This window comes from Streptomyces sp. NPDC059169 (assembly GCF_042755225.1).
In the GTDB taxonomy this organism is placed as follows: domain Bacteria; phylum Actinomycetota; class Actinomycetes; order Streptomycetales; family Streptomycetaceae; genus Streptomyces.
Map to the genome: position 1 here is coordinate 162,073 of NZ_JBHZCF010000017.1, position 24,731 is coordinate 186,803.

Here is a 24,731-nt window from a genome sequence, read left to right on the forward strand (position 1 = left end):
TCTGTCACATCATGACCAAAAAGCCAGTATTTTGATCGATCATTCTGTCGCACCCTGGTGTTCGCTCAACCAGAGAGGACGGATCATGAGCAAGTCCATGCGTGCCATCAGCCCCCGTGAGTGGGGCTCCCCCGACGTCCTGGTCCCGGTCGAGGTGGACCGCCCGGAGCCGGGCCTGAACGAGGTCCTGATCCGCGTGCACGCCGCCGGTGTCAACCCCGTCGATTGGAAGACCCGGGCCTCCGGGGCCCTCATCTCCTGGGGCGCCGTACCGGTCCCCGGGTGGGACGTCTCCGGCGTGGTGGAGGCCGTCGGCCCCGGAGTGACGCACCACCGCCCCGGGGACGAGGTCTTCGGCATGCCGCTCTTCCCGCGGCAGGCGGGAGCGTACGCGGAGTACGTCGTGGCCCCGGCCCGGCAGGTCGTCCGCAAGCCCGAGGGCGTCGACCACGTCCAGGCCGCCGCCCTCCCGCTGGCCGCGCTCACCGCGTGGCAGGCGCTGGTGGACACCGCCGGGCTGGAGGCGGGGCAGCGGGTGCTGATCCACGCGGCGGCCGGCGGCGTGGGCCACCTCGCCGTCCAGATCGCCAAGGCGCGCGGCGCGTACGTCATCGGGACCGCGAGCGCCGGCAAGCACGACTTCCTCCGGGAGCTGGGCGCCGACGAGCTGATCGACTACCGGGTCGTCGACTTCACCGAGCAGGTTCGGGACGTCGACGTCGTCCTCGACGGCATCGGCAACGGTTACGGTGCACGCTCGCTCGGCGTGCTGCGCCGGGGCGGAGTGCTCGCCACCCTGCCCTCGCCGGACGACGTGCCGCCCGCCGGCGAGGCCGAGGCCCTCGGGGTGCGGACGGGGTGGACCCTCGTCGAACCCGACAACGCGGGCCTCCAGGAGATCGCCCGCCTCGTCGAGGCGGGGCAGCTGCGCGTCCACGTGGACACCGTCCTGCCGCTGGACGAGGCGGCGAAGGCGCACGAGCACGGAGAGCAGGGCCGCACACAGGGCAAGATCGTCCTGAAGGTCCGCTGAGCCGGGGCCGTCGGGACGCCGACGTCCGGCGTCCCGCCCGATCGACCACCGTCCTCGGGGCCTGCCGTCGACCACCGTCACGGTCGGGACGCGCCCGGACCGGCGCCCCGGGCCCGGCGCTGCAGGAGTGGAGTCGCTCGTCGCCGCGCGGGACCCGCACCGGGCCCGCCGCCCCGCCTGGGCCCGTCGACCACGAGCCGGGGCGTCGCGGACGCCCCGGTTTCGTGGCCGGCTGCCGGCAGGGCGACCGGCGCCCAGGGCCCGGGACGGCGTACGGGGCTGCTCCGGGAGTCAGCGGGCCCCGGGACGCACCGGCCCGGACCCGGTCCTCAGCGTCCGACCCAGCCGTTGGTCATCCCGAGGACGGCCGAGCCGTCGAGGTCGAGCAGCTTGGTTCCGGTGAAGCCGCGGGCCCACTCGGACGTCTGGATGCGGAAGGCCGGACCGTCGTCGGTGAGGGCCGTCACCACCGGCGCCGCCGCCTCGGCCGGGGTCTGCGCACCGTTGAGGAATTGGGAGACGGTTCGGTCCAGGTAGGCCCGGAGCGCGTCCGCGTACGGTCCGGCGGCGGCGACCTCGGACTCCACGTCCAGGCCGATGTTGTTGACGAACTCGGTGGCCACGGCGCCGGGTTCGACCACGGAGACGGTCACACCGACACTGGCGGCAACCGGCGCAAGGCTCTCCATGTAGCCCTCGACGGCGAACTTGGCAGCGCAGTACGCCTCGTTGAAGGGCTGCCCGATGACACCACCGACGCTGGTGACCGTGATGAGCCGGCCCCCGGCGGAACGCAGGTGGGGCATGGCCGCCTTGGAGACGTTGAGGACGCCGAAGAAGTTGACCTCCATGACGTCGCGCACGTCCGCCACGCTCTCGTTCTCCAACGTGCCGAGGTGACCGGCGCCCGCGTTGTTGACGACGGCGTCGAGGCGACCGTAGTCGGCGATCACCCCGTCGACGGCTGCCGCTACGGAACCCTCATCGGTGACGTCGAGCTGGCGGACGTCGAGCTCGACCCCGGCCTCGGCGGCGGCCTTGCGCAGTGCGCCGGCGCGGCCGGTGTCGCGGAGGGTGGCCACCGTGCGCCATCCGGCCTGCGCGGCGGCCACGGCGGCGGCGAGGCCGATGCCGGAAGACGTGCCGGTGATCAGAACAACCTTGGAAGACATGGGGGGCCTTTCGTCCGGGAGGCGCCGAAGGTTCGGCACCGCCAACCGTTTGGTGCGTGTACACACACCTTAAACATTGCGTGCGCACACACGCAAGCCGGTATGCTCGACTCCATGGCGACCAGGAAACTCACCCCGGCGGAGATGAACGAAGCCGACCACGCCTTCTATGGTCTGGTCTGGGCCGGGACCGTGCTCACCGAACGCGTGGACCGCGCCCTGAGCAAGGCCCATGACCTGCCCGTCTCCTGGTTCGAGGTGATGCTCTGGCTCGCCAGCAGCAACGAGCCGGTCGCCTCGTCGGTCCTCGGCAACAGCACCATGCTCAGTCGCAGCCAGGTATCGCGCGTCCTCGACGCGCTCCAGGCGCGCGGCATGGTCACCCGTACCCCCTCCGCCAGGGACGCCCGCTCGATCGAGGTCGCGCTCACCCACCAGGGCCGTCAGCTCTTCGAGGAGGCGGACGAGACCAGGCGCGCCTGTCTGGCCCCGGTCTTCACCGACGTCCTCGACCAGCAGGACCTCGAGGCGCTGAGCGCGGTGTGGCGGAAGCTGAAGGCGCACAAGGACGCGTAAGCAGGTGGGAGGGGCTGCGCCCGCTTCCCCCGGGTTCGCCGGAAGGGGCGCCCCGGGTGTCCGTCCTCACCCGCCCGGCCGGCTCGACCGCACGACCGGGGCCGCACCCCGGAGACCCGCCCACGGACGCCCCCGCACGTCCGTGCTCGCACGCCGGAGGGGCCGAAGTGCTCCGGGACGGCTGACGTGTCAGCCGCCGGGCCAGACGATCGCCTGCGTCTCGCTGTAGGCGTGCAGGGCGTACGAGCCCACGTCCCGCCCGACCCCGCTCTTCTTGAACCCGCCGAACGGCGCCTCCATGTTCCGGCCGACCGTGTTGATGCCGACCCCGCCGGCGCGCAGCCGCCGCGCCACCCGGAAGGCCCGTGCCGCGTCACCGGACCAGACGTAGTCGAGCAGGCCGTAGTCGCTGTCGTTGGCGAGTGCGACGCCCTCCTCCTCGTCGTCGAAGGGGACCACGACGACCACCGGGCCGAAGATCTCCTCCCGTACGATCCGCATCTCGTTGGTGCAGTCAGCGAAGAGGGTCGGCGCGACGTAGAAGCCGCGGGGCAGATCGGGGCGTTCACCGCCGACGACCAGCCGCGCGCCCGCCTTCTTCCCCGACTCGACGTAGGACTCGATGCGTTCGCGGTGCGCTGCGGAGATGACCGGTCCGACGATCGTCCCCCGGGCGGCCGGGTCGCCGACCCGCATGAAGCCCGCGTATTCCGAGAGCTTGTCCACCAGCCGGTCGTACACGCTTCGTTGGGCGAGCACACGGGTCGGGGCCGTGCAGATCTGGCCGCTGTAGAAGGCGAAGGTCGTGCCGATGCCCTGCACCGCGGCGTCGAGGTCGGCGTCGTCGAAGACCAGGGCCGCTCCCTTGCCGCCCAGCTCCATCAGCTGCCGTTTCACCGCGCGCCCGCACACCTCGCCGATGCGCTGCCCGACGGCGGTGGAACCGGTGAAGCTGACCATGTCGACGTCCTCGGAGTCGACCGCGGCCTCGCCGACCTCCGTACGCGTCCCCGAGACGACGTTCACGACACCGGGCAGTGCGCCCGCCTCGGCGAGCGCCTCGGCCATCCGGTAGACGGAGAGCGGGTCCTGGGGGGCGGGCTTCACGACGACCGTGTTGCCCATGGCGAGGGCCGGGGCGACCTTGCCCGCCGGGTTCGCCCACGGATTGTTGTACGAGGTGATGCAGGTGACGACGCCGACCGGGCGGCGGGCGGCGAGCGCGCCGAAGACACCGGCCCGGCCCATCGGACCCGCCTCATTGACCTGCGGCGGCAGTCCCTGCTCGACCGGTTCGAGGGCACCCTTGGCGTACCGCCGGAAGCGGGAGACCCCGACCGCAACCTGCATCCCGCGGGCGGTGCCGGTGGTCGCCCCCGTCTCACGGCGTGCGAGCTCGGCGTACCGGTCGAACTCACGCTGGATCACGTCGGCCGCGCGGTCCAGGACGGCGGCGCGCTCCTCGGGCGAAGTGCGCGACCAGGAGGTGAAGGCCTCCCGGGCCGCCGCCGCGGCCTCGTGCACCTGCTCCGGGGTCGCCTCGGGGGCGAGCCCGACCGGCTCCTCGGTCGCCGGGTCGATCACCTCGTAGTACCCGCGGGCCGGCTCGACCCACTCCCCCGCGATGTACAGGCGCTGCGCCGCGGTCACCGGGTGCTCACCGTCCTGGTGTCGCGCCCCGACCGCAGCACCCGACCGGGCACAGCGCCGGTCACCTCGTCGTGCCGTACGGTCTCGACGCCGTTGACGCGCACGGAGACGATGCCGATCGCTCGCGAGTCCAGCCGGGGGCTGTCGCCGGGCAGGTCGTGGACGAGGGTGGCCGGACCCGCATCGATGCGTGCCGGATCGAACAGGACCAGGTCGGCGTGGAACTGCTCGACCACCCTGCCGCGCTCGCACAGGCCGAAGAGCTGCGCCGGGTCGTCGGTGAGCATCTTCACCGCCGCTTCCAGGGCGACCAGCTTGCGCCCGCGCAGGCAGTCACCGAGGAACCGGGTCGTGTAGGGCGCCCCGCACATCCGGTCCAGGTGCGCACCCGCGTCGGAGCCGCCGAGCATCACGTCCTCGTGCTGCCACGCCTCGGCCCGCATCGCCCACGATGCGGGGTCGTTGTCGGTGGGCATGGGCCACAGCACGGTGCGCAGCTCGTCGTTGGCGCATATCTCGACGAGGCACTGGAAGGGGTCCTGGCCGCGTTCCACGGCGATGTCACGGACGACCCGGCCGGTGAGCCCTGCGTTCTCCTTGGAGTAGGTGTCGCCGATGACGTACCTCTCGAAGTCGGCGAGGCGACGGAAGACCCCGGCCTCCTTGGACGCGGCGCGCCGCAGCATCCCGGCCCGGACCTGTGGGTCGCGGAGCTTCGCGAGGCGCTCGGGCACGGGGAGCCCCAGGACCTCGCCCCAGCCGGGGATGAGGTTGAGCGCGCAGAAGGTGCCGAGGGACATGTTCATGGGAGTGAGGATGGGCATGGTGAGTGCGACGACGCGGCCTCCGGCCTTGCGGGCGCGTTCGCCGGGGAGCAGCTGGCGGGGTACGCGTTCGGGGACGGCGGCGTCGATGGTGAGGACGTTCCAGTTGAGCGGCCGGCCGGCGGCGGCACTCATGTCGACGAGGAGGTCGATCTCGTCGTCGGAGAACCGGTCCAGGCAACCCGCGACGATCGCCTCGAGCTGGGTGCCTGCGTGTTCGCCGACGGCCCGGGAGAGGGCGAGCAGTTCGGCGGGGTCGGCGTGGCGCGAGGCGACCGGGTTGCCGTCGCCGTCGGTGTGGGTGGCGGACCGGGTGGTGGACAGCCCCCATGCCCCGGCGTCCATCGCGTCGTGCAGCAGCCGCAGCATCGCGTCGAGTTGGTCCGGGGTGGCCCGGCCGCCGATCGCAGCCGGGCCCATGACGTGCCGGCGCAGTGCGCAATGGCCCACCATGAAGCCTGCGTTGACGGCGGTGCGACCGTCCAGGGCGTCCAGGTACTCGCCGAACGTGTGCCAGTTCCAGGGCGCTCCCTCTTCGAGGGCGACCAGGGACATGCCCTCGACCTTGGACATCATGCGGCGCGTGTAGTCGGCGTCCTCGGGGCGTTCGGGGTTGAGCGGGGCGAGCGTGAAGCCGCAGTTGCCCCCGGCCACGGTGGTCACGCCGTGGTTCATGGAGGGAGTGGCGTAGGGGTCCCAGAACAGCTGGGCGTCGTAGTGGGTGTGCGGGTCGACGAAGCCCGGGGCGAGGACGAGGCCGGTCGCGTCCTCGCTGGTCGTGGCCTCCTCGGTGGTGCTGCCCGGCTCGGCGATGACGGCGATGCGACCGTCGCGCAGGCCCACGTCGGCGACGTACGCGGGAGCTCCGGTCCCGTCGACGACTGTCGCGTGCTTGATGAGGTGGTCGAGCATGGGCGGGCGTCCCTTTCGTGCGGCGGACGGTCATGGAGACGTGCCCCCGGCCGGAGGCCGTCGTGGCTGGCCGCAGCGGCGGCGGCCCCGGCCGGGGCGGTGCGGACGACGGTCCGGGAAGGCGCCGTCCGCGTTCTGGGGCGGGCGCTCCCGCCGTGCCGTTCCCGGCTGCAGGAGCAGCCGCGGTGCCGGAGCCCCGGGGCCTTCGACACCCCCGGGTGCCGGGGCCGCTCGTTCTCGTCCGCGGCGGCCTCCTGTGGCCCGCCGGGAGCGGGAGCCCTCAGCGGGCCGGGCGTTCGGCGGAGCGCCGTGCCGAGCGGCGGTGTCGCGCAGCCGTCCGCGCACGGGCTCCGTACCCTGCTGGGGCGGAGGGCCGGCACGGGCCAGGGGCGGGGTCAGCCGGCGGCAGCCCGGCGGAAGCGGGTCGTCCGGTGTACCGGGTCCGTGTCGATCTCCGGGATGACGTGCTCCCCGATCAGCTTGATCGTGGTCATCGTGTCCTCGTAACCGATCCCGATGGGCAGGCCGAAGGACAACTGGTCGGCCCCGGCCTGCTCCCAGCGCCTGCACTGGCCCAGCACCTCGTCGGGATCACCGCAGATCATCAGCTCCTCCGCGATGAGGAGTTCGATGACCTCCGCGGTGTACTCGGGCAGCAGTTCCGGCCACTCCGGGATGCCCTCGGGCCGCGGGAAGGTGTCGTGGTAGCGGAAGAGCAGTGACTGGAGGTAGTTGAGCCCGCCGCCGACGGCGATCTCGACGGCCTTGTCGTGGGTCTCGGCGCAGATCGCCGTCGAGGTGACCATCACGTTGTCGTTGACGAAGTCGCCGACGGGCTCCGCCTCCTTCACCGCCGTCTTGTACGAGTCGACGACCCACTCCATGTCCGAGACCTTCTGGACGCTGAAGCCCAGCACCCCGAGGCCCTTCTTGCCCGCCATCGCGTACGAGGACGGTGACCCGGCGGCATACCACATCGCCGGGTGCGACGTCCCGTACGGCTTCGGCAGGATCTTGCGGGGCGGCAGGGACCAGTGCTTGCCCTGGAAGCCCGGGTACTCGTCCTGGAGCCACATCTTGGGGAACTCGGCGATCGTCTCCTCCCAGATCTCCTTGGTGTGGTTCATGTCGGTGATGCCCGGGAGGAACCCGAGGATCTCGTGGGAGCCCGCTCCCCGTCCGGAGCCGAACTCGAAGCGTCCTGCGGAAAGGTGGTCGAGCATGGCGACCTTCTCCGCGACCTTGACCGGGTGGTTGACGGGGGCGAGGGGGTTGAAGATGCCCGATCCCAGGTGGATCCGGTCCGTCGCGTGCGCGAGGTAGCCGAGGTACACGTCGTTCGCCGACAGGTGCGAGTACTCCTCCAGGAAGTGGTGCTCGGAGGCCCAGGCGTATTTGAAGCCCGACCTGTCCGCCTGGATGACGTACTCGGTCTCCTCCATCAGTGCCTTGTGCTCTGCGAGAGGGTCGGTCTCGGCGCGCTTGCCGACGTAGCCCTGTACAAAGAGCCCGAATTCCATGGGGTTCACCGTCCCAAAGTTTCTGACACTTCGTCAGATCTGAATGCACCGACTGTTCCACCGCGCACTCCCACCGTCAATAGCTGACGAGTCGTCAGATATCGGAGGCGTTGCGGCAGGGCCGGTCAGGGCACGCGGGCGCAGCGGCGGACCCGTCGGGTCAGAGCACGCTCACCCCTGCGAGCCAGCCGCCGTCGATGACGAAGGGTTGCCCCGTGACGTACGAGGAGTCGTCGCACGACAGGAAGAGCGCCAGCCGCGCCACCTCTTCGGGCTGCCCGACCCGCCCCAGCGGCACCAGCTTCCGGTACAGCTCGTCCAGCGCCCCCGGATCGGCCCCCTCGGGATTGCTCATCGGGGTGTCCACCGCCCCCGGGCACACGGCGTTGACCCGGATCTTCCGCGCGGCCAGCTCCATCGCCGCCACCCGGGTCAACCCCAGGACGGCGTGCTTGGTGGCCGCGTAGGCACCGACGTACGGCATACCGGTGAGCCCCGTGTACGAGGCGGTGTTGACGATCGTCCCGCCGCCGGCGGCCGCGATCTCCGGTGCGACGGTCTTGATGCCGAGGAAGGCCCCGACCTGGTTGACCTGGATGATTTGCTGGAACTCCTCCAGCGGGGTGCTCACCAGTTCGTTGAAGCGCAGGATGCCCGCGTTGTTGACCAGCCCGTCGATCCGACCGAAGGCATCGCCTGCGGCGGCGACGGCAGCGGCCCAGCCCTCCTCGCTGCCGACGTCGAGGTGCACGTACAGGGCCGCCCCCTCGCCCAGCTCCTTCGCGAGCGCCTCGCCGCGGTCGTCGAGGACGTCCGCGAGCACGACCCGCGCGCCCTCCGCGGCGAAGAGCCGCGCCTCCTGCTCGCCCTGACCACGTGCCGCCCCCGTGATCAGGACGACGCGCCCGTCCAGCTTCCCGACCTTCCCCATGCCCGTACTCCTAACTGTCGAGGTGCGGAGCCACGTCGGCGGCGAACGCCGACATCTGGTCACTGAGTTCGGCACGGCTCCGACTGCGGAAGCGCACCTGGATCTGGTCCACGCCCATCGCGCCGTACGCCCGCAGCGACTCCACGAGCAGATCGGGCTTGCCGGTCAGGGTGCGCCCGCCCACGTGCCAGGAGGCGTCGCCGACGTACAGCGGCTCGGTGATCGCCCCGATCTCGATGGGTTCGGTGATGCCCGCTGCCGCGCGAAGTGATCTGATCTTCGCGATCTGCGTCGGGAGCCGGTCGCGCGGATCGCCCTGCGGCAGCCAGCCGTCACCTTTGAGTGCGGCCCGCCGCACGGCGGCCGGTGAGGACCCGCCGATCCAGAGTGGCACCCGGGCCTGGGCGGGTCTCGGCCGCTGGCCCAGGCCGTCGAAGGCGACGCGCTCGCCGGCGAAGCGCGGGAACTCCTCGGGACCGAGCGCGGCCCTGAGCGCGTCGACCGTCTCGTCCAGCAGCGTGCCGCGACGCTCGAAGTCGACACCCAGGACCTCGAACTCCTCCCGCACGTGCCCGGCACCGACACCGAGGACCAGCCGGCCCGCGGAGAGGTGGTCCAGGGTCGCGTACTGCTTCGCGGTGATCAACGGATGGCGCAGCCCGACGACGGCGACGTGGCTGAGGAGCCGCACCCGCTCGGTGGCGGCCGCGAGGTAGGAGAGCGTGGCCACGGGGTCGTACCAGACGGTGGACATGGCTGCGGCCAGGCGGCGCGGAATGGCGACGTGGTCGCAGACCGCGACGTACGCGAAGCCGGCGCGGTCCGCGGTGCGCGCGATCCCGACGAGGTCGGCCGGACCCGCGGACGCCTCCCAGGGCTCGGCGTAGAGGGCGCTCTGCGATTGGACCGGGAGTTGCATGCCGTAGGTGACCATGACCCATCCCCTCGATCTGACGATACGTCATATCGTCGTTGGGGTCATGGTGTTGGCTGCCGACCCAGCAGGCAAGGGGCGTGCGCGGCCACGGTCGGACCGCACCGCCGGCGGTCGGGCGGTGCGGCCGACCGCGAGCAGGCCGGGAAACGCGGCCCTCGGGCGCGTCGGCCGGCCGGGGGCCTACAGCGTGATCGCCGCGGCCGGGATGGCGGGTCCCGGCTTCCTCAGTCGGGTCCCGGGAGCGGACCGAGGCGCTTGACGACACGCTCACGCAACAGGAGGTACTCCTCCCAACGGCGGGGCAGCCGGCCGGGCGGGCGCTCAACGGCCCGGGCAGCCGTGACGGTCTGTCCCTGCTGGAACTGCCCGCGCGTCAGCTCGAGTTCGACACCACTGGGCAGCCGGTTCCACCAGTGGAAGCCACGCTGGATCCCGTCACGATGAACCTCCCCCACGATGAGACCCCAGCGAAGACGTCATTGACGATCAAAGCCGTGATGTCACAGTGCCCCAGGCCGGGTTGCCGGGTTGCCGGGTCGCCAGTCCGCCTGGTCATCGGGCGAACAGGTGTCGGCGGCCCAGCTGGCGCGCAGCGCCATGTCCAGATCGAGCAGGCTCCAGGGGGTCATGCCGCCAGCATCGCAGCCGCCACTGACAGCCGGACGGCGCAAGCGCCGATATCGGGTGTCTCACCGTCCCAGTTCCGGCCTCCTGGTACGTCACACTCTGGGGCGGGTGAGGCACGTGGAGCCGACGTGAGCCGACCGGTGCACCGATGTCCGGGCGGGACTCATGGGACATGGCTCGGCACCCGGCTCAGGTTCCGGGGAGGATACGGCGCGTCTCGTAGGCCCACATCGCGATCTCGACTCGGTTGCGGGCGCCGAGTTTGGCCATCAGGCTGGCCAGATGCGTCTTCACCGTGCTGAGGCTGATGTGCAGTGCATCGGCGATCTCGGTGTTGGTCAGCCCGCGAGCGACGGCGAGGAGCACCTGCTCCTCGCGGGCGGTGACAGGGGAGACCGGCTGGGCCACGGGCCGGCCGGCGGGCAGGTCCGCGAATGCCTGGAGCAGACGGACGGTGACGCTGGGCGCGATGAGCGCCTCACCGTCGGACGCCGACCGTACGGCCTGCGCCAGAAGGTCCGGTCCCGTGTCCTTGAGGAGAAATCCGCGGGCGCCGGCACGCAGTGAGCCGTAGACGTACTCGTCGAGGTCGAACGTGGTGATGACGACCACGGCCAGCGGGTCGGCGACGCCCGGGCCGGCGACCAGCCGGGTGGCCTCGAGCCCGTCGAGTATGGGCATGCGGATGTCGAACAGGCAGACGTCTGGGCGTAGTTCGCGGGCCAGACGTACCGCTTCCCGCCCGTCGGCGGCCTCGCCGACCACCTCGATGCCGGGCTGGGCGTTCAGCATGATCCGCAACCCGGTGCGGATGATCGTCTGGTCGTCAGCGACGAGGACGCGAATGGACACCGCTCTCGCTCCTCGCTCTCGGCAGTTCGGCTTCGACATACCAGCCCCGGTCGATACCCGGGCCGGCTCGTAGTGTGCCGCCGAGCAGGGTCGCGCGCTCGCGCAGTCCGGTAAGTCCGTATCCGTCGCGACCCCGGCCGGTGCGCCGACCGTTGTCGCGCACGCTCACCCGTACCGTGTGCCGTTCCGCGGCGACCCGAACGACGAGCTCGGTCGCGTCGACCGCATGGCGCAGCGTGTTGGTCACCGACTCCTGCACGATCCGGTAGACGGCCGCGTCCACGGCCGGGGGCAGCGCGTCCAGTTCGCCGTCGAGCCCCAGGTCGACCCTGAGGCGACCACCTGGGGTGCGCACCAGGCGCTCCAGATCCGCGACTCCGGCAGGGGGCGCCAGCTCGGCGCCGACCCCGCGGTCGCGCAGCGCGGCGACCATGGCGCGCATTTCCTCCAGCGTGCGCGCCCCTTCCTCCTCGACCCCCTCCAGCGCCTCGACGGCGGCGGACGGGTCGGTGCCCGCGAGCACCCGGCCCGCCTGGGCGATGATCACCATGGCCGACACGTGGTGGGCCACCGTGTCGTGCAGTTCCCGGGCGAGCTGCTCGCGCTCGCGGGAGCGCACCTGCTCCAACTGCCGCTCGCGAGCGGTCACCCGGAACCGCACGGCAGCCCCGACCACGCCGGGCAGCAGCAGGAAGACGAAGCCCACGACCTTTTCGACGACCGGGGTCTCGTCCGTGACGACACACAGCGCGCCGACCACGAGGATCACCGCGCCGCCCAGCACGATCTCGCGTCCCGACCCCCACCGGGGAAGCGCGTACACCAGCACGAGCACGACCGCGCCGGTGTACAGGCCGACGGGCTCGCGCGGTGCGGCGACGAGCGAGGCCACCGGAAGCAGGATCACCGAGCCGAACGCCAGCGTCACCATCGCCAGCGGGCGGGTCCGGCGCCACAGGGGCAGCAGGCACAGCCATACGGCGAACACCACGGCCACCGGCCGCCACACGACGTTCTCGCGCAGGGTGGCCTCCAGCGCCACACCGGCAAGGCCCGCGGCGAGCAGCGCCCAGTCCCGCCGCACCCGGGCGGGCGCGTCGGGCGGCCGGGGTTCGGTCCACAGGGCTCGCAGGTCGTCTCGGAGCACGGTTCTCAGCCTAGGGACCGCGGCGTGCCGCGCATCGGCCGAAAGGACGGGTCGTCACTCCGCCCCGGGGCCGACGGATCCGCGGCCCGCGGGCCGATGCCGCGGAGCGCCGTGGCGACGAGCCTCGGCATCGGCGGCCGTACAAGGACGGCCGACGAGGTGGTTGGAGGACCCGATGCTCTCGAAAGCCCTGTTGCGCCTGGGCGCAAGCGCCGCTCGCCATCCCTGGCGGGTGATCGCGGCATGGCTGATCGCCGCCACGCTCGCCGTCCTCGCCGCCGTCGCCTTCGGCGGGCGGACCGCGGACTCGATGACCGCTCCGGGACTGGACTCCCGACGGGCCGCGGAACTGATCGAGCGGGCAGGCACCGGCCAGGAGGGGATGACCGCCCAAGTGGTCGTCACCCCCCTCGACGACGGTGCGACGTTCTTCGACGACGACGGCGCGCGCACCGCTCTCACGCAGCTGCGGGCCGAGGTGAAGCGGCTGCCGCACGTGCTCGGCACGAGCGACCCGGCGGGGGCGCTCGACGCGGGCGGGGACACCGCCGTGCGCGGCGGCCTCGTTTCGGCCGACGGGCGGATCGCGGTCGTCCGGGTGCAGTACCCCGACCAGAGCCGGCTGTCGGCCGAAGACCTCGACGCCCTCGTCGATCTCGGCGACCGGCTGCGTGCCGAGCTGCCGCTGCGCATCGAGATGGGCGGGAACCTCTTCTACGTCTTCTCCGACCCCGACGGCGGCGCGAGCGAGCTGATCGGCCTCCTCGCCGCGGGCGCGATCCTGTTCCTGGCGTTCGGTTCGCTCGTCGCCGCCGCGCTGCCGATCGGCATGGCGGTCTTCGGGCTGACCGTCGGGGTCGCCACGATGACGGTACTGGCGGGGGTAACAGAGGTCCCCGCCTTCGCACCGGTCCTGGGCAGCATGGTCGGGCTCGGAGTGGGCATCGACTACGCGCTGTTCGTGCTCGCCAGGCACCGCGAGTACCTCGCGTGCGGGCTCGATCCGCAAGCGGCGGCCGGACGAGCGGTGGCAACGGCGGGGCGGCCGGTGGTCTTCGCCGGCGGCACCGTCGTCGTGTCGATCCTCGGCCTGGCGGTCGCGAACGTACCGTTCATGACGGTGGGCGGGGTTGCCGTCTCGATCGTCGTCCTGACGATGGTGCTCGCGTCGGTGACGCTGCTGCCGGCCTTCCTCGGCGCTGCGGGCCCGCGCCTGGCCCGGGCCGGCCGGATCGGCCGGGCTCTGCAGACCAGGAAGCTGGGCCGACTCGCACGGCGGCGGGACCCGGCGGCAGGCGCCGCCCACACCGCCGGGTGGCGTCGCTGGATCGGGCACGTCAGCCAGCACCCGGTGCCGTACGCGGTCGGCGCGGCGGGGCTGCTGCTGACCGCGACGCTGCCCGTGCTCGGCCTGCGCGTCGGCCTGCCCGACGACGGCTCACTGCCCCACAGCCGTACCGAGCGCCGGGCCTACGACCTCGTCGCCGAGGGGTTCGGCCCGGGCACCAACGGTCCCCTCGTCATCGCCGCGGACCCCACCGGTGATCCGGGAGTGCTGGACCGACTCGTCGCAACAGTCGCGGCGGATCCGGGCATCGCATCCGTCGCGCCGACGCACATCGATCGGGCCACCGGCATCGCCACCCTCGTGGTGTTCCCGACCACCAGCCCTCAGGACAAGGCCACGGCCGACACCATCGCCCGGCTGCGCACCGACGTGCTGCCCACGGCGATCGGGCACGGCACGGCCAGGGCCCATGTCGGCGGCGCCGCCGCGAGCCTGTCCGATGTGGGCCAACGCACCAGCCAACGCCTGCCGGTGTTCGTCGCCGCCGTGCTGGCGATGTCGTTCCTGCTGCTGATGCTGGTCTTCCGCTCGATACTCGTACCGCTCAAGGCGGTATTGCTGAATCTGCTGAGCATCGGCGCGGCCTACGGCATCATGGTCGCGGTCTTCCAGTGGGGCTGGGGAGGCGCACTCATCGGGCTGGAAACGACGGTTCCGATCGTGTCGTTCATCCCGATGTTCCTCTTCGCCATCCTGTTCGGCCTGTCGATGGACTACGAGGTGTTCCTCCTCTCCCGCGTACGCGAGGAGTACCTGCGCACCGGCGACAACGACACGGCGATCGTTGAGGGCGTCTCGCGCACCGCCCGGATCATCACCTCGGCCGCCCTCATCATGGTGGCGGTCTTCCTGTCCTTCGCCGTCGCCGAGGACCCCTCCACCAAAATGTTCGGGCTCGGCCTGGCCACCGCGATCTTCATCGACGCCACGGTCGTACGCATGGTGCTGGTACCGGCAACCATGACACTCCTCGGCCGGACCAACTGGTGGCTGCCGAAGTGGCTAGACTGGACGCTTCCCCGCGGCCCGGTCGGCACCGACGACACCGACGCGGAATCCACGGGTGAGGCCCCGCGTCCACGACTAGTCGACCGTTGACTCTCAACTCCTGCCTGCCCTTGGCGTCCGGCACCTCAGCGCGTCGCCTAGGGGCATATCGAGTCGTGATCGTCGGGTGGTCCTGGTGAGGTCCTTGATCCGGATCATCGAGGCGCGCAGGTGGAGACCGGCGAGGTAGCTGTCGGGAGTCTTGTCGTATCGGGTGGCGATGCCTCGCCTTGCTTTGAGCTTGTTTGATCAGGTGTTCGACGGTGTTCCGCTCCTTGTAAAGATCGGCGTCGTGGCTGACGGGTCGGCCACCTCTGGAGCCCTTCTTCTTCCGGTTGGCGGCCTGGTCTCTCTTCTCCGGGATGACCGCCTTGATACGGCGTTCGCGCAGGTGGGCGCGGTTTGGGCGGGACGAGTACGCCTTGTCCCCAGCGACCGCGTCCGGCCGGATGCGGGGTCGGCCGACGGGGACCGCGCACCCGTACCGTCTTCGGGACGGGGATGAACTGCGGGCTTTCCGCTGCCTGGCCTGTGGTCAGGATGAACGCCCGGAAGCGGTTGTGGACGGTCGACCAGGCGCCGAACTCCGCCGGCAGCTCCCGCCACTGCCCGCCCGTCTTGAACCGCCAGATCACGCCCTCGAACGCTGCCGCAGTCGCTCGGGGTACGGGCGGTACTCGCCGATCAGCAGGCACGGCTCGATGAACTCCCAATCCGGATCGGTCCGTGCACTCGCGTCACGTAAGACCGCCTATCGGACCGGACCGTGCCACGAAGGCACATTCCGCAAATTGATCACGACTCGATACGCGCCCTAGCCGCCCATGGAGGGGAAGACCCAGTCGACGCCGGTGTCGAGGGTGTCCTTGCGGTCCTTGCCGACGCTCACAAGGGCGAGCCCGCCCCCGTCGGCCACCCGTGTGATCTGTTTCCCGCCGATGACGGCGAGGACCCTCTCGGGTTCCTCCCGCGACTGCTTCCACGCGCCGGCGCCCGGGGCGAGGGTGAAGTGGACGGGGGCGCGGCGGGTGTCGACGGAGCACGACGCGGCGTCGGCACCCTTTTCCGCCCGGTACACCACGTGGGCCGTACCGTTGGAGTCGAACCACGTCTCGTGTACGCGCCAGCCGAGGCCGGGACCGTCCACCGGCACCTGGGCACCAGTGGCAACGTCGAGGCCCGCCACGCCATAGTCGGCTTCGCCGCAGGAGTTGTACGGAGGCTGGCCCGTGGGGGGATAGAAGACGGCCCTGGCTCCGTCCGCGCTCACAGCCGTGACGCCGAGGTAGCCGGACTGGGGAAGCTCTTTGATCTTCCGGGCCTTCGTGGGCGACTCCAGCCTGGACAGGACGCTCCGCTGGCCGGTCGCCCCCACCAGTGACACAGCGAAGGTCTGGAGCCGGTCGCCCTTCCAGGTGTTCAGGAGCGCCGTGTCGGGCGGACCGTCATGGCCTGGCCGGTTGGGGATCTCGGGCAGGTCCTTCGCGATCGGATCGCCGCCGTCTGCGGGGTACCGGACGATGTCCGCGCCGCCGGAGACGAGTTCGCCGTCCACGAAGGCGATCGTGCAGGCGAAGCACTTCCAGGAGTGCTCGGTCCCGGTCTTGAGGTCGTGCAGTTTGACCACGTCGTACGGGAAGTCCTCGGTCCCGGCTGGGGCGTTGTTCACCTCCGTCCAGGCCATCCGTCGGGCGTCCTGCGACCAGACCACCGGTCCCGGTTTGTACGGTGCGCCGATGGTCGCCAGCGTCCGGGGCCGGCCGTCCGGCTCGGACAGGACGTTGACCTCGGTCTTCGTGGTCCAGGCCAGCGGCCGGAACACCGCGGTCGGCGCCGGTGAGCCGGTGAGCTCCGCGCACCGGCGGCGGGCGGCCTCGTCTGCGGCACTGGTCGTGGTGGCGCACACATGGCGGGCCTTGTCGGCGGTGACCGAGCAGGAGTCCGCCTGCGGGCCCTGGTCACAGCCCCAGTAGACGAGGCTGACGCCCTCGGGGAGGGGCTGGGCCGGGTCCACGGACACCGGTCCCGACTCGCCCTTCTTGGACTTCACGACCTTCGTGCAGTTCGTGGCGCCGTCCCTGATCGAGCAGGTGCCTTCGGGGTCGCCGGGCATGTTCGCCTCCAGCACGCGGGTCGCCACGGTGACCTTGACCGGTACGGTGTCCGCGTCGGCCTGTTGGCTGAGGACGATTCCGCCGGCCGTCACCGACGCCGCCAGGCCACCACCGATGACGAGTTTGGCCGACGCGCTCAGACCTCCCTTGGTGGCGGCCGCACCGGCCTTGGTGGCCATCACCCCCGAGCCGGGGTCGCCGGGCGGCAGCGAGGAGACCAGTTGGTTGCCCGCTTCCTGACCGATGTCGCCGAGTGAGCCGGGGTCACCGACGTCCGGGACGTCGCCACCGGAGTGGCCGGGGCCGTCGAGGCTGCCGGTGTCGGGCTGGGTCCCGGAGTCGGGCTGAGCACCGGAATCGGGCTGAGCACCGGAGTCCGTTTGGGTGCCACCGTCCGGCGATGCCGCCGAGTCGGCTCCGGAGGCCGGGTCCCCGCCGCACGCCTGGGCGGCGTCGTCGGCGGCCGCAGCGTGGTCGGCGCTGCCGAGTTCCCGCCAGTAGGCCGCGGCGGCCGCGAAGGCGACCGACGCGAGGAGTCGCTTGCCGGTGACCAGCTTGCGGACGCCGTCCTCGTGCGTCAGATAGGCCAGGACGTCCCGGAGGCCCGCGCGTTCGGCGGCTTCGATGCCGTGTTCCAGGACCCGCCCCCACGCACCCGTACGCAAGGAACAGGCGAGGACGGGTGAAGCCGCACGCGCGAGACGGGCTGCTTCCGCCGGGCGGCCGGCCCCGCCGGCCGCGTCGATGACGGCTGTGAGCAGCGCGGCGTCGCCCGCAACGGCCGCGGGAGCCGTCGCCGTTGCGGTGACCCAGTGCGTCAGGCGGCCCGCGAGCACGGCGAGTTCCGCCGGGCCGGGGCGAAGCCCGGCGAGGAGCCCTCCGCCGATCTCCGGGGCGAGTCGGTACCCCCGCTCGGTGGCCACGATCACGCCACGCGCCGCGAGCCGCTCGCATGCCGTGGCGAGCCCGGTCATGCCACCGAGCAGGACGGTCAGCAGTCGTGTGCTCACCCCGCCGTCCCGGGCGACCGAGAGGATCTCGACCACATCGCGTTCGGCGCCCGTCAGTCCCGCCAGCAGCTCCGGGAGCAGGCCGTCGAGCTGAGCTGGGGGCGTCAGCCGGTCCGTGCCGGCCGCCCGCAGCAGCGGCAGCGGCGCGCCCGAGGTGGCCCGCCACAGCTCCTCGGCCACCGTCTCCTCGGCGGCTTCCAACGGGCGTCCGAGCCCTTGCGACAGCAGCGTCAGGGCGTCCTGGTGCCCGAGGCCGCCGAGTGCCAGGGCCCTGCCCTGGCCGAGCAGGGTGCGCCGCCCGCCCGCGTACAGCAGCGCGGAGGACGGGAGCGCGTCCAGCACCGCGTCCAGGTCGTCCGCGTCGACCTCCAGGTCGTCGAGGATGACGTCCGCGGTGACGTCGGCCATGAGGCGCCGCAACTCCGTGGGGGACGGGCGGTATCCAGGGGCGTCGTAACAGGCTTCGAAGACGTCCTGGAGTACGTCGCCCGTGTCGCGGCCCGCCGCATCGACGAACACGACCGCGTCGCGCTCGTCCGCGAGCCGATGGGCGGTCAGTCGCAGGAGGGTGGACTTGCCGATGCCGCCCGGCCCGTGCACCTGCCAGGCGTCGTGCGCGGCCAGGCCGCTGACCAGTTCGCCGACCTCCCTCTCCCGTCCGACAGCGGCGCGCGGGCGCCGGGGCAGCAGCGTCATGTCCTCTCGGACGACCGGGACCGGGCGCTTCCCGGAATGGACGACCTGGACGAACGACCGGTCTCCCGAGACGACCACGTTGTTGTCGCCGATGGTGACGTGACCCCGTACGTCGCTGATCTCCACGGACGTCATCGGGCCGGTCAACAGTTCTCACCCGAGGTGGTGGACCCGAGGCTCTGGAGGAGCCCGTCGAACCCGGAAGCGACTTCCTCGCCCGCGGCCTGTGCCAGAAGTGTGGCTGTGGGATGCAACAGCAGGGCGGTGACAGCGCCGAGCGCGGCAGGGAGCCGCTGGGCGAACCAGTCACGCACTTTCGCCATGGTGCGCACGTCGGGTTCGCCGTCGGTGACCGCCTCCTCCAGCTCCTCCAGTCGGTCCACCGCGGCGCCCTTCTCCCGCTCCCCGGCGCCGTCGAGCCCTTCGATGAGCTCCCGTACCCGAGCGAACTCCGCGTGCAGTGCATCCAGCTGACCGTCTGTCACGGGAGCTGCCGGGTCGGGCTGGATGCCGATGCCGCCGACCACTCTGTTGCCCTGGCCGACGGTCGTGTGACCGGTGACGTTCCGCACCGTCACGTGGTACGTGGCCTTGTCCTTCTCGCCCTGTGCACCGTCATGACTCACCATCGGAATTCCATCCCCCTCGACGCACGGCAGACCGACGCGTGTCACGTGCCGACGCCTGACGCGGCCCGGCGCCCCGGGTCGGCGTGATGACGCGTGTTCCGAGAGTAGTCAGGGGTTTGTCCGGATGGCAGGGATTCGGCGGAAGCTTCCCTCCGCGGCCGACGCTCGCCAACGGGCGCGTGCCCCGTGGGTCACACCCCTCTAGCCGAGCAGCGCGTAGACCGTGGAGGCACGGGCGGCGGGGCCGTCGGCACCCTCCGCCGTCATCGTGATCTCCGCGAAGGCCATCCGTCTTCCCAGCTTGGACAGCCGGGCCTCGATGAGGACGTCCGCGCCCACCACGGCACGCTGGAAGGTCGTCGACTGCTGCACCGTGGTCATCGGGACGAAGCCACCGCGGGCCGCCGAGACGGCGATCACGGTGGCGGTGTCGGCAGCGGCCATGAGCGCCTGGCCGCAGAGCCCGCCGCCCTCGCGGGCCAGCCCGTCGGCCCAGGGGAGGCGCAGGACGGCGTGGAGCTCGCCCGTCTCCACGACGGAGAGGCCGAGCTCCAGGACCCAGGGGGCGAAGTTGTCGGAAAGGACCTTGTCGGCGGCAGCAGGCGTGAGCGTCATGGCCTGATGGTGCCGCGGGGTCGGCGCACACCGGTACCGAACGCGCGCATTGCCCCGGCACGGGTGACGGGACGAGTTACGGCACGGTTGACGGGACGGGTCACGAGGACAAGCGCCCGGAGCCGGCCGGGGTCTCCCCCGTACCGGCCCGCTCCTCCCTCCCACGCCGGGCGGGGACGCGCCGGTGGTCCCGCAATGCGCGGGCCGGACGGCTACGGGGCGTTCACGCCCCCGCCCAGAGCCCCTCCGGCGTCAGCCCCAGCAGATCGATCGCGTTTCCCCGCACGATCCGTTCCACCGCTTCCGGCTCCAGGTGCCCCATTTGGGCTTCGCCCACCTCGCGGGACTTCGGCCACGTGGAGTCCGAGTGCGGGTAGTCCGTCTCGTACAGCACGTTCCCCGTGCCGATGGCGTCCAGATTCCTCAACCCGAAGGCGTCGTCGAAGAAGCACCCGTACACGTGCTCGGCGAAGAGCTCCGACGGCGGACGCAGTACCTTGTCCGCGACCCCGCCCCAGGCGCGGTTCTCCTCCCACACCACATCCGCCCGCTCCAGGATGTACGGGATCCATCCGATCTGCCCCTCCGCATACATGATCCGCAGGTTGGGGAAGCGTTCGAACTTGCCGCTCATCAGCCAGTCGACCATCGAGAAGCAGCAGTTGGCGAAGGTGATCGTCGACCCCACGGCCGGCGGCGCGTCCGGCGAGGTCGACGGCATCCTCGAGGAGGAACCGATGTGCATGGCAACGACCGTGCCGGTCTCGTCGCACGCCGCGAGGAACGGGTCCCACGCGTCTCCGTGGATCGACGGCAGCCCCAGGTGCGGCGGTATCTCGGAGAACGCCACCGCCCGTACCCCGCGCTCCGCGTTGCGCCGCACCTCGTCGGCGGCGAGGTCCGCGTCCCACAGCGGGACGAGCGTCAACGGGATCAACCGTCCCTGCGCGTCGGGACCGCACCACTCCTCCACCATCCAGTCGTTGTAGGCCCGGACGCCGAGCAGCCCCAGCTCGCGGTCCTTCGCCTCGGTGAAGGTCTGGCCGCAGAAGCGGGGGAACGTGGGGAAGCAGAGCGCGGACTGGACGTGGTTGACGTCCATGTCGGCCAGCCGGTCGGGCACGCTGTACGAGCCGGGCCGCATCTGCTCGTACGTGATGACCTCCAGCCGTATCGCGTCGCGGTCGTAGCCGACGGCTGTGTCGAGCCGGGTGAGCGGCCGGTGGAGATCCTCGTAGACCCACCAGTCACCGATCGGGCCGTCGTCCCCCGGGTCGCCCATCACGGGGGCGAACTTGCCTCCCAGGAAGGTCATTTCCTTGAGGGGGGCCCGGACGATACGTGGCCCGGTGTCCCGGTACTTCGACGGGAGCCGGTCCCGCCAGACGCCGGGGGGCTCCACGGTGTGGTCGTCCACCGAGATGATCATCGGGAAGGTCTCCATCCTCCTACGGTAGCGTCAATCTGACGAACCGTCAGCTAACGCGGGGGTGGATCCTGTGCAGGGCGTCACCCATTGCTGACGATCCGGCCTCGTACAGGGCAGACTGTCGGGGTCGATACCGGCGAAACGAGCGGTACGAGCAGGGGGTAGCTATGCACCGTGAGAACGGGCCCTCCGCACCCACGCACTTCCCGGAGCAAGAGGCTCCGGGGGGACCTGCGGAGCAACCGGCTCCGGGCCGGGCGGACGGTGGCGACGGCCTGCGCTTCGGCGTGCTCGGACCCGTGCGCGCCTGGCGCGACGACGAGGCCCTGCCGTCCGGCTCGCCGCAGCAGCGCGCGCTCCTCGTCGCCCTCCTGATGCGCGAGGGCCGTACGGCCACCGCCGCGGAGCTGATCGACGCCATCTGGGGCGAGGAACCGCCCTCGCAGGCGCTGGCTGCACTGCGGACGTACGCCTCCCGGCTCCGCAAGGTGCTGGGGCCAGGCGTACTGGCCAGCGAGTCCGGGGGCTACGCCATCCGCGCCCGGGCCGATTCCCTCGACCTGCACGTCGCGCAGGACCTCATCGCCGAAGCCGAGAAGGCACGGGCGGGCAGCGACCGCGGGCGGGCAAGGGCGCTGGTCAACAAGACGCTCGGCATGTGGGACGGCGAGGCGCTCGCCTCGGTGCCCGGCCCGTACGCCGACTCCCAGCGGGTGCGCCTCGAGGAATGGCGGCTCCAGTTGCTGGAGACGCGGTTGGAGATGGACCTGGACCTCGGCTGCCACGCGGAGGCGGTCTCCGAGCTCACGGCACTGACCGCCGCCCAACCTCTGCGCGAGCGCTTGCGCGAGTTGCTGATGCTGGCGCTGTACCGCAGCGGTCGGCAGGCGGAGGCCCTGGCGGTCTACGCGGACACCCGACGGCTACTGGCCGACGAGCTGGGAGTCGACCCGCGGCCCGAACTGTCGAGGCTGCAGCAGCGGATCCTCCAGGCGGACCAGGAACTGGCCCGTCCGGCCCAGGAACCGGAACCCGCCTCGCCCGGCATCACCAAGCCCGCCCAGCTTCCGGCCACCGTCCCGGACTTCACCGGCCGCAAGTCCTTCGTACGGGAGCTGAGCGAACAACTCGGCACGGCGGAGGGATCCGTGATGGCCGTCTCCGCGTTGGCGGGCATCGGCGGCGTCGGCAAGACGACGCTGGCCGTGCACGTCGCGCACGCCGCACGGCCGCAGTTCCCGGACGGTCAGCTGTACGTCGACCTGCAGGGGGCCGGCCCGCGCCCCGGCGAGCCGGAGACCGTGCTGGGGGCGTTCCTGCGGGCCCTCGGCACGGAGGACACGGCGATCCCCGACTCCCTGGACGAGCGGGCCGCCCTCTACCGCTCCACGCTCGACGGCCGTCGTGTCCTCGTCCTGCTGGACAATGCCCGCGACGCCGCGCAGGTCCGCCCGCTGCTCCCGGGCACGGCGGGCTGCGCGGCCCTGGTCACCAGTCGCATCCGCATGGTGGACCTGGCCGGTGCGCATCTGGTGGACCTCGACGTGATGTCTCCCGACGAGGCACTCCAGCTCTTCACCCGGATCGTGGGCGAAGAACGGGTTTCCGCCGAGCGGGAGGCGGCCCTGGACGTGGTCGCCGCCTGCGGGTTCCTCCCGCTCGCGATCCGCATCGCGGCCTCCCGGCTCGCGGCCCGCCGCACCTGGACGGTGTCGGTGCTGGCCGCGAAGCTCGCCGACGAGCGGCGGCGCCTGGACGAGCTCCAGGCCGGCGACCTCGCGGTCAAGGCCACTTTCGAGCTCGGCTACGGCCAGCTGGAGCCGGCTCAGGCCCGGGCCTTCCGGCTGCTCGGCCTCGCGGACGGCCCGGACGTCTCCCTGGCCGCGGCAGCCGCCGTGCTGGACCTGCCGCTGCACGAGACGGAAGACCTCCTGGAGGCCCTCGTCGACACGTCCCTCCTGGAATCGGCGGCTCCAGGCCGCTACCGCTTCCACGATCTGGTGCGGCTCTACGCGCGTGCCTGCGCGGAACGCGACGAACAGCCGCCGGCGGAGCGGGAAGCGGCACTGTCACGGTTGCTGGACTTCTACCTGGCGACGGCGGCGCGCGTGTTCGCGATCGAGCGGCCGGGCGACTGCACCGTCGACCACCTGGAACGCACGCAGCACGCTGGGCTGGAGTTCGACGACCGCCAGGTGGCGCTGGACTGGCTGTACGCGGAGGGCAATTGCCTCCTCGCGTGCGCAAGGCAGAGCGCGGAGGGCGGGATGCTGCGCCGGGCCGTGGACCTGCTGTGGGCGTCGAAGGACCTGATCGACTCGGGTGCCAACTGCAAGCTGTACCGGGCAGCAGCACTCACGGCGCGCGACGCGGCCCGTGCGGTGGGCGACTCCAAGGCCGAGGGGCGCGCACGGACCACGCTCACCAACGTCCACCTCGTGGCCGGCCGGTACGCGGAGGCGGACGAGGAGGCACGCAGGGCCAGGCAGCTCGCGGTGGAGGCCGGTGACCCCGCCCCGGTGTACTGGGCGGACAACGACCGGGGGATCATCGCCACCGTCGACGGCAGGCAGCCCGAGGCGGAACAGCACCTGCTCGACGCGCTGGCAGGTGCGCGCGCCGACGGCAATCTCGCGGGGGAGGCGAGCGCCCTGTGCAACCTCTCGCGCGTGCACGTCCTCACGAAGCGCCCGGCCAGCAGTGCGATCGACCTGGCCCAGCGGGGCGTCGACATCTACGACCGGATCGGACTCACCCTCCGGCTGGCGAACGGCAGGTACGCCCTGGGCATCGCCCTCTCCTACGCGGGACGCCACTCGGACGCCCTGCACCAGTTCGAACAGTCGCTGCACATCTTCGCCCGGAACCGTCAGCACCTCTGGGCGGGAACCGCCCACTTCCGCATCGCCGAGGCCCACTTGTCGGCCGGACGTCCCGCCCGGGCGGCACAGCACGCCGAACAGGCACTGGCCATGGGGTGCATCGGCGGCGACCGCATCCGCGGCCATGTGCTCACGGTGCTGGGGAAGGCACTGGACGCACTGCGCCAGGGAGATCGCGCCCGTGCCTGCTGGCGCGAGGCCCTCGGCGTTTACGAGCAGCTGGGGGCACCCGAAGCGAGCACCGTGCAGAGCCTGCTGAGGCCCGTCGCGGCGGCCTGACCCCGGCCGACCTTGCCGTTCAGCATTCGTTTATGCCTGCGGTGCATCCTCTTACCATCGGTCCGTCGCGTCGGGGGGCAGGCGGGTCGCCAGGGGGCTCACCGCTAAGGTGAGCGGTCCTAAAACGCCCGTTCGGCGGTCCTCGGGGGAGTCGCCGAACGGGCGTCACCGACCGTGCAGACAGGCATCCGTAAGGAGCTGAAGGACCATGAGCATCGAGCAGAACAACGACGACATCGTCGTCCAGAGCGACAACCACACGCCCGCGCCGCCGAAGAAGCCGCTCGCGCCCCAGAGCGACAACCACACTCCGGCACCGCCGAGCGGACAGATGATCGTCCAGAGCGACAACCACACGCCCCTTCCGCCCATGGAGTGATCCAGAGCCACCTTTCGGGGGGGCGGGGGGGGGGGGGGGGGGGGGGGGGGGGGGGGGGGGGGGGAGGTCGGGCGCCCCGCCAAAGAGGCCCGGGAAAGAGAAGGGTTCCCCTTCGGGGAGGA

The 24,731-nt window shown here is 71.6% G+C and carries 17 protein-coding genes and 2 pseudogenes; 5 read left to right on the plus strand and 14 right to left on the minus strand.

Annotation, left to right across the window (positions count from 1 at the left end; translation table 11 throughout):
* Positions 1-85: 85 nt before the first annotated feature.
* Positions 86-1,033 carry an NADP-dependent oxidoreductase gene (locus tag ACFXOM_RS28020; RefSeq protein ID WP_385039814.1) on the plus strand — a complete coding sequence of 316 codons (948 nt, stop codon included), beginning with the start codon at positions 86-88 and terminating at the stop codon, positions 1,031-1,033.
* A gap of 329 nt (positions 1,034-1,362) precedes the next feature.
* On the opposite strand, the gene ACFXOM_RS28025 is transcribed toward ACFXOM_RS28020, so the two are convergent.
* Positions 1,363-2,205, minus strand: coding sequence for an SDR family oxidoreductase (locus ACFXOM_RS28025; protein ID WP_384939388.1), 843 nt, complete (start codon positions 2,203-2,205; stop codon positions 1,363-1,365).
* 114 nt (positions 2,206-2,319) lie between these two features.
* Here ACFXOM_RS28025 and ACFXOM_RS28030 point away from each other — a divergent pair, with 114 nt between their 5' ends.
* On the plus strand, positions 2,320-2,781 hold the full coding sequence (locus ACFXOM_RS28030; protein ID WP_384939386.1) for a MarR family winged helix-turn-helix transcriptional regulator: 462 nt from the start codon (positions 2,320-2,322) through the stop codon (positions 2,779-2,781).
* Positions 2,782-2,970: 189 nt separating this feature from the next.
* On the opposite strand, the gene ACFXOM_RS28035 is transcribed toward ACFXOM_RS28030, so the two are convergent.
* The 8 genes and pseudogenes from ACFXOM_RS28035 to ACFXOM_RS28070 all read right to left on the minus strand — a co-directional run bounded on the left by ACFXOM_RS28035 (position 2,971) and on the right by ACFXOM_RS28070 (position 12,181).
* A complete protein-coding gene (locus tag ACFXOM_RS28035) occupies positions 2,971-4,431 on the minus strand; it encodes an aldehyde dehydrogenase family protein (protein ID WP_385039817.1) in 1,461 nt (486 codons plus the stop codon).
* Entirely contained in the window at positions 4,428-6,167 is a 1,740-nt protein-coding gene (locus ACFXOM_RS28040) for an amidohydrolase family protein (protein WP_385039819.1), read from the minus strand. Before ACFXOM_RS28040 ends, ACFXOM_RS28035 begins: the two co-directional genes overlap by 4 nt.
* 395 nt (positions 6,168-6,562) lie before the next feature.
* A complete protein-coding gene (locus tag ACFXOM_RS28045; protein WP_384947406.1) occupies positions 6,563-7,687 on the minus strand; it encodes an LLM class flavin-dependent oxidoreductase in 1,125 nt (374 codons plus the stop codon).
* A 160-nt stretch (positions 7,688-7,847) separates the two neighbouring features.
* Positions 7,848-8,618 (minus strand): SDR family NAD(P)-dependent oxidoreductase, encoded by a 771-nt coding sequence (locus ACFXOM_RS28050; protein ID WP_384939378.1) that lies wholly within the window; start codon positions 8,616-8,618, stop codon positions 7,848-7,850.
* A 10-nt stretch (positions 8,619-8,628) separates the two neighbouring features.
* A complete protein-coding gene (locus ACFXOM_RS28055) occupies positions 8,629-9,552 on the minus strand; it encodes an LLM class F420-dependent oxidoreductase (RefSeq protein WP_385039822.1) in 924 nt (307 codons plus the stop codon).
* Between the two features lie 227 nt (positions 9,553-9,779).
* Positions 9,780-10,184 (minus strand): annotated as a pseudogene (locus ACFXOM_RS28060) (hypothetical protein).
* Positions 10,185-10,371: 187 nt separating this feature from the next.
* On the minus strand, positions 10,372-11,034 hold the full coding sequence (locus ACFXOM_RS28065; protein ID WP_385039825.1) for a response regulator: 663 nt from the start codon (positions 11,032-11,034) through the stop codon (positions 10,372-10,374).
* A complete protein-coding gene (locus ACFXOM_RS28070; RefSeq protein ID WP_385039828.1) occupies positions 11,009-12,181 on the minus strand; it encodes a sensor histidine kinase in 1,173 nt (390 codons plus the stop codon). Before ACFXOM_RS28070 ends, ACFXOM_RS28065 begins: the two co-directional genes overlap by 26 nt.
* Before the next feature lie 175 nt (positions 12,182-12,356).
* Between ACFXOM_RS28070 and ACFXOM_RS28075 the strand changes: the two genes are divergently transcribed.
* Positions 12,357-14,627, plus strand: a complete 2,271-nt coding sequence (locus ACFXOM_RS28075; protein WP_385039831.1) for an MMPL family transporter — start codon at positions 12,357-12,359, stop codon at positions 14,625-14,627.
* 78 nt (positions 14,628-14,705) lie between these two features.
* Here the strand turns inward: ACFXOM_RS28075 and ACFXOM_RS28080 are convergent.
* From ACFXOM_RS28080 to ACFXOM_RS28100, 5 genes and pseudogenes are all read right to left on the minus strand, one after another.
* Positions 14,706-15,279, minus strand: a pseudogene (locus ACFXOM_RS28080) (transposase); the annotation flags it as partial.
* Positions 15,280-15,390: 111 nt separating this feature from the next.
* Positions 15,391-18,531: an ATP-binding protein gene (locus ACFXOM_RS28085; protein WP_385039834.1), complete on the minus strand. Its 3,141-nt coding sequence runs from the start codon at positions 18,529-18,531 to the stop codon at positions 15,391-15,393.
* Between the two features lie 8 nt (positions 18,532-18,539).
* Positions 18,540-19,025 (minus strand): hypothetical protein, encoded by a 486-nt coding sequence (locus ACFXOM_RS28090; protein ID WP_385039837.1) that lies wholly within the window; start codon positions 19,023-19,025, stop codon positions 18,540-18,542.
* A 201-nt stretch (positions 19,026-19,226) separates the two neighbouring features.
* Positions 19,227-19,640: a PaaI family thioesterase gene (locus tag ACFXOM_RS28095; RefSeq protein WP_385039840.1), complete on the minus strand. Its 414-nt coding sequence runs from the start codon at positions 19,638-19,640 to the stop codon at positions 19,227-19,229.
* A 223-nt stretch (positions 19,641-19,863) separates the two neighbouring features.
* Positions 19,864-21,084, minus strand: a complete 1,221-nt coding sequence (locus ACFXOM_RS28100) for an amidohydrolase family protein (RefSeq protein ID WP_385039843.1) — start codon at positions 21,082-21,084, stop codon at positions 19,864-19,866.
* 152 nt (positions 21,085-21,236) lie between these two features.
* Here ACFXOM_RS28100 and ACFXOM_RS28105 point away from each other — a divergent pair, with 152 nt between their 5' ends.
* Positions 21,237-24,230 carry a BTAD domain-containing putative transcriptional regulator gene (locus ACFXOM_RS28105; RefSeq protein WP_384939362.1) on the plus strand — a complete coding sequence of 998 codons (2,994 nt, stop codon included), beginning with the start codon at positions 21,237-21,239 and terminating at the stop codon, positions 24,228-24,230.
* A gap of 208 nt (positions 24,231-24,438) precedes the next feature.
* Positions 24,439-24,609: a sigma-like protein gene (locus ACFXOM_RS28110; RefSeq protein WP_384939360.1), complete on the plus strand. Its 171-nt coding sequence runs from the start codon at positions 24,439-24,441 to the stop codon at positions 24,607-24,609.
* Positions 24,610-24,731 lie beyond the last annotated feature (122 nt).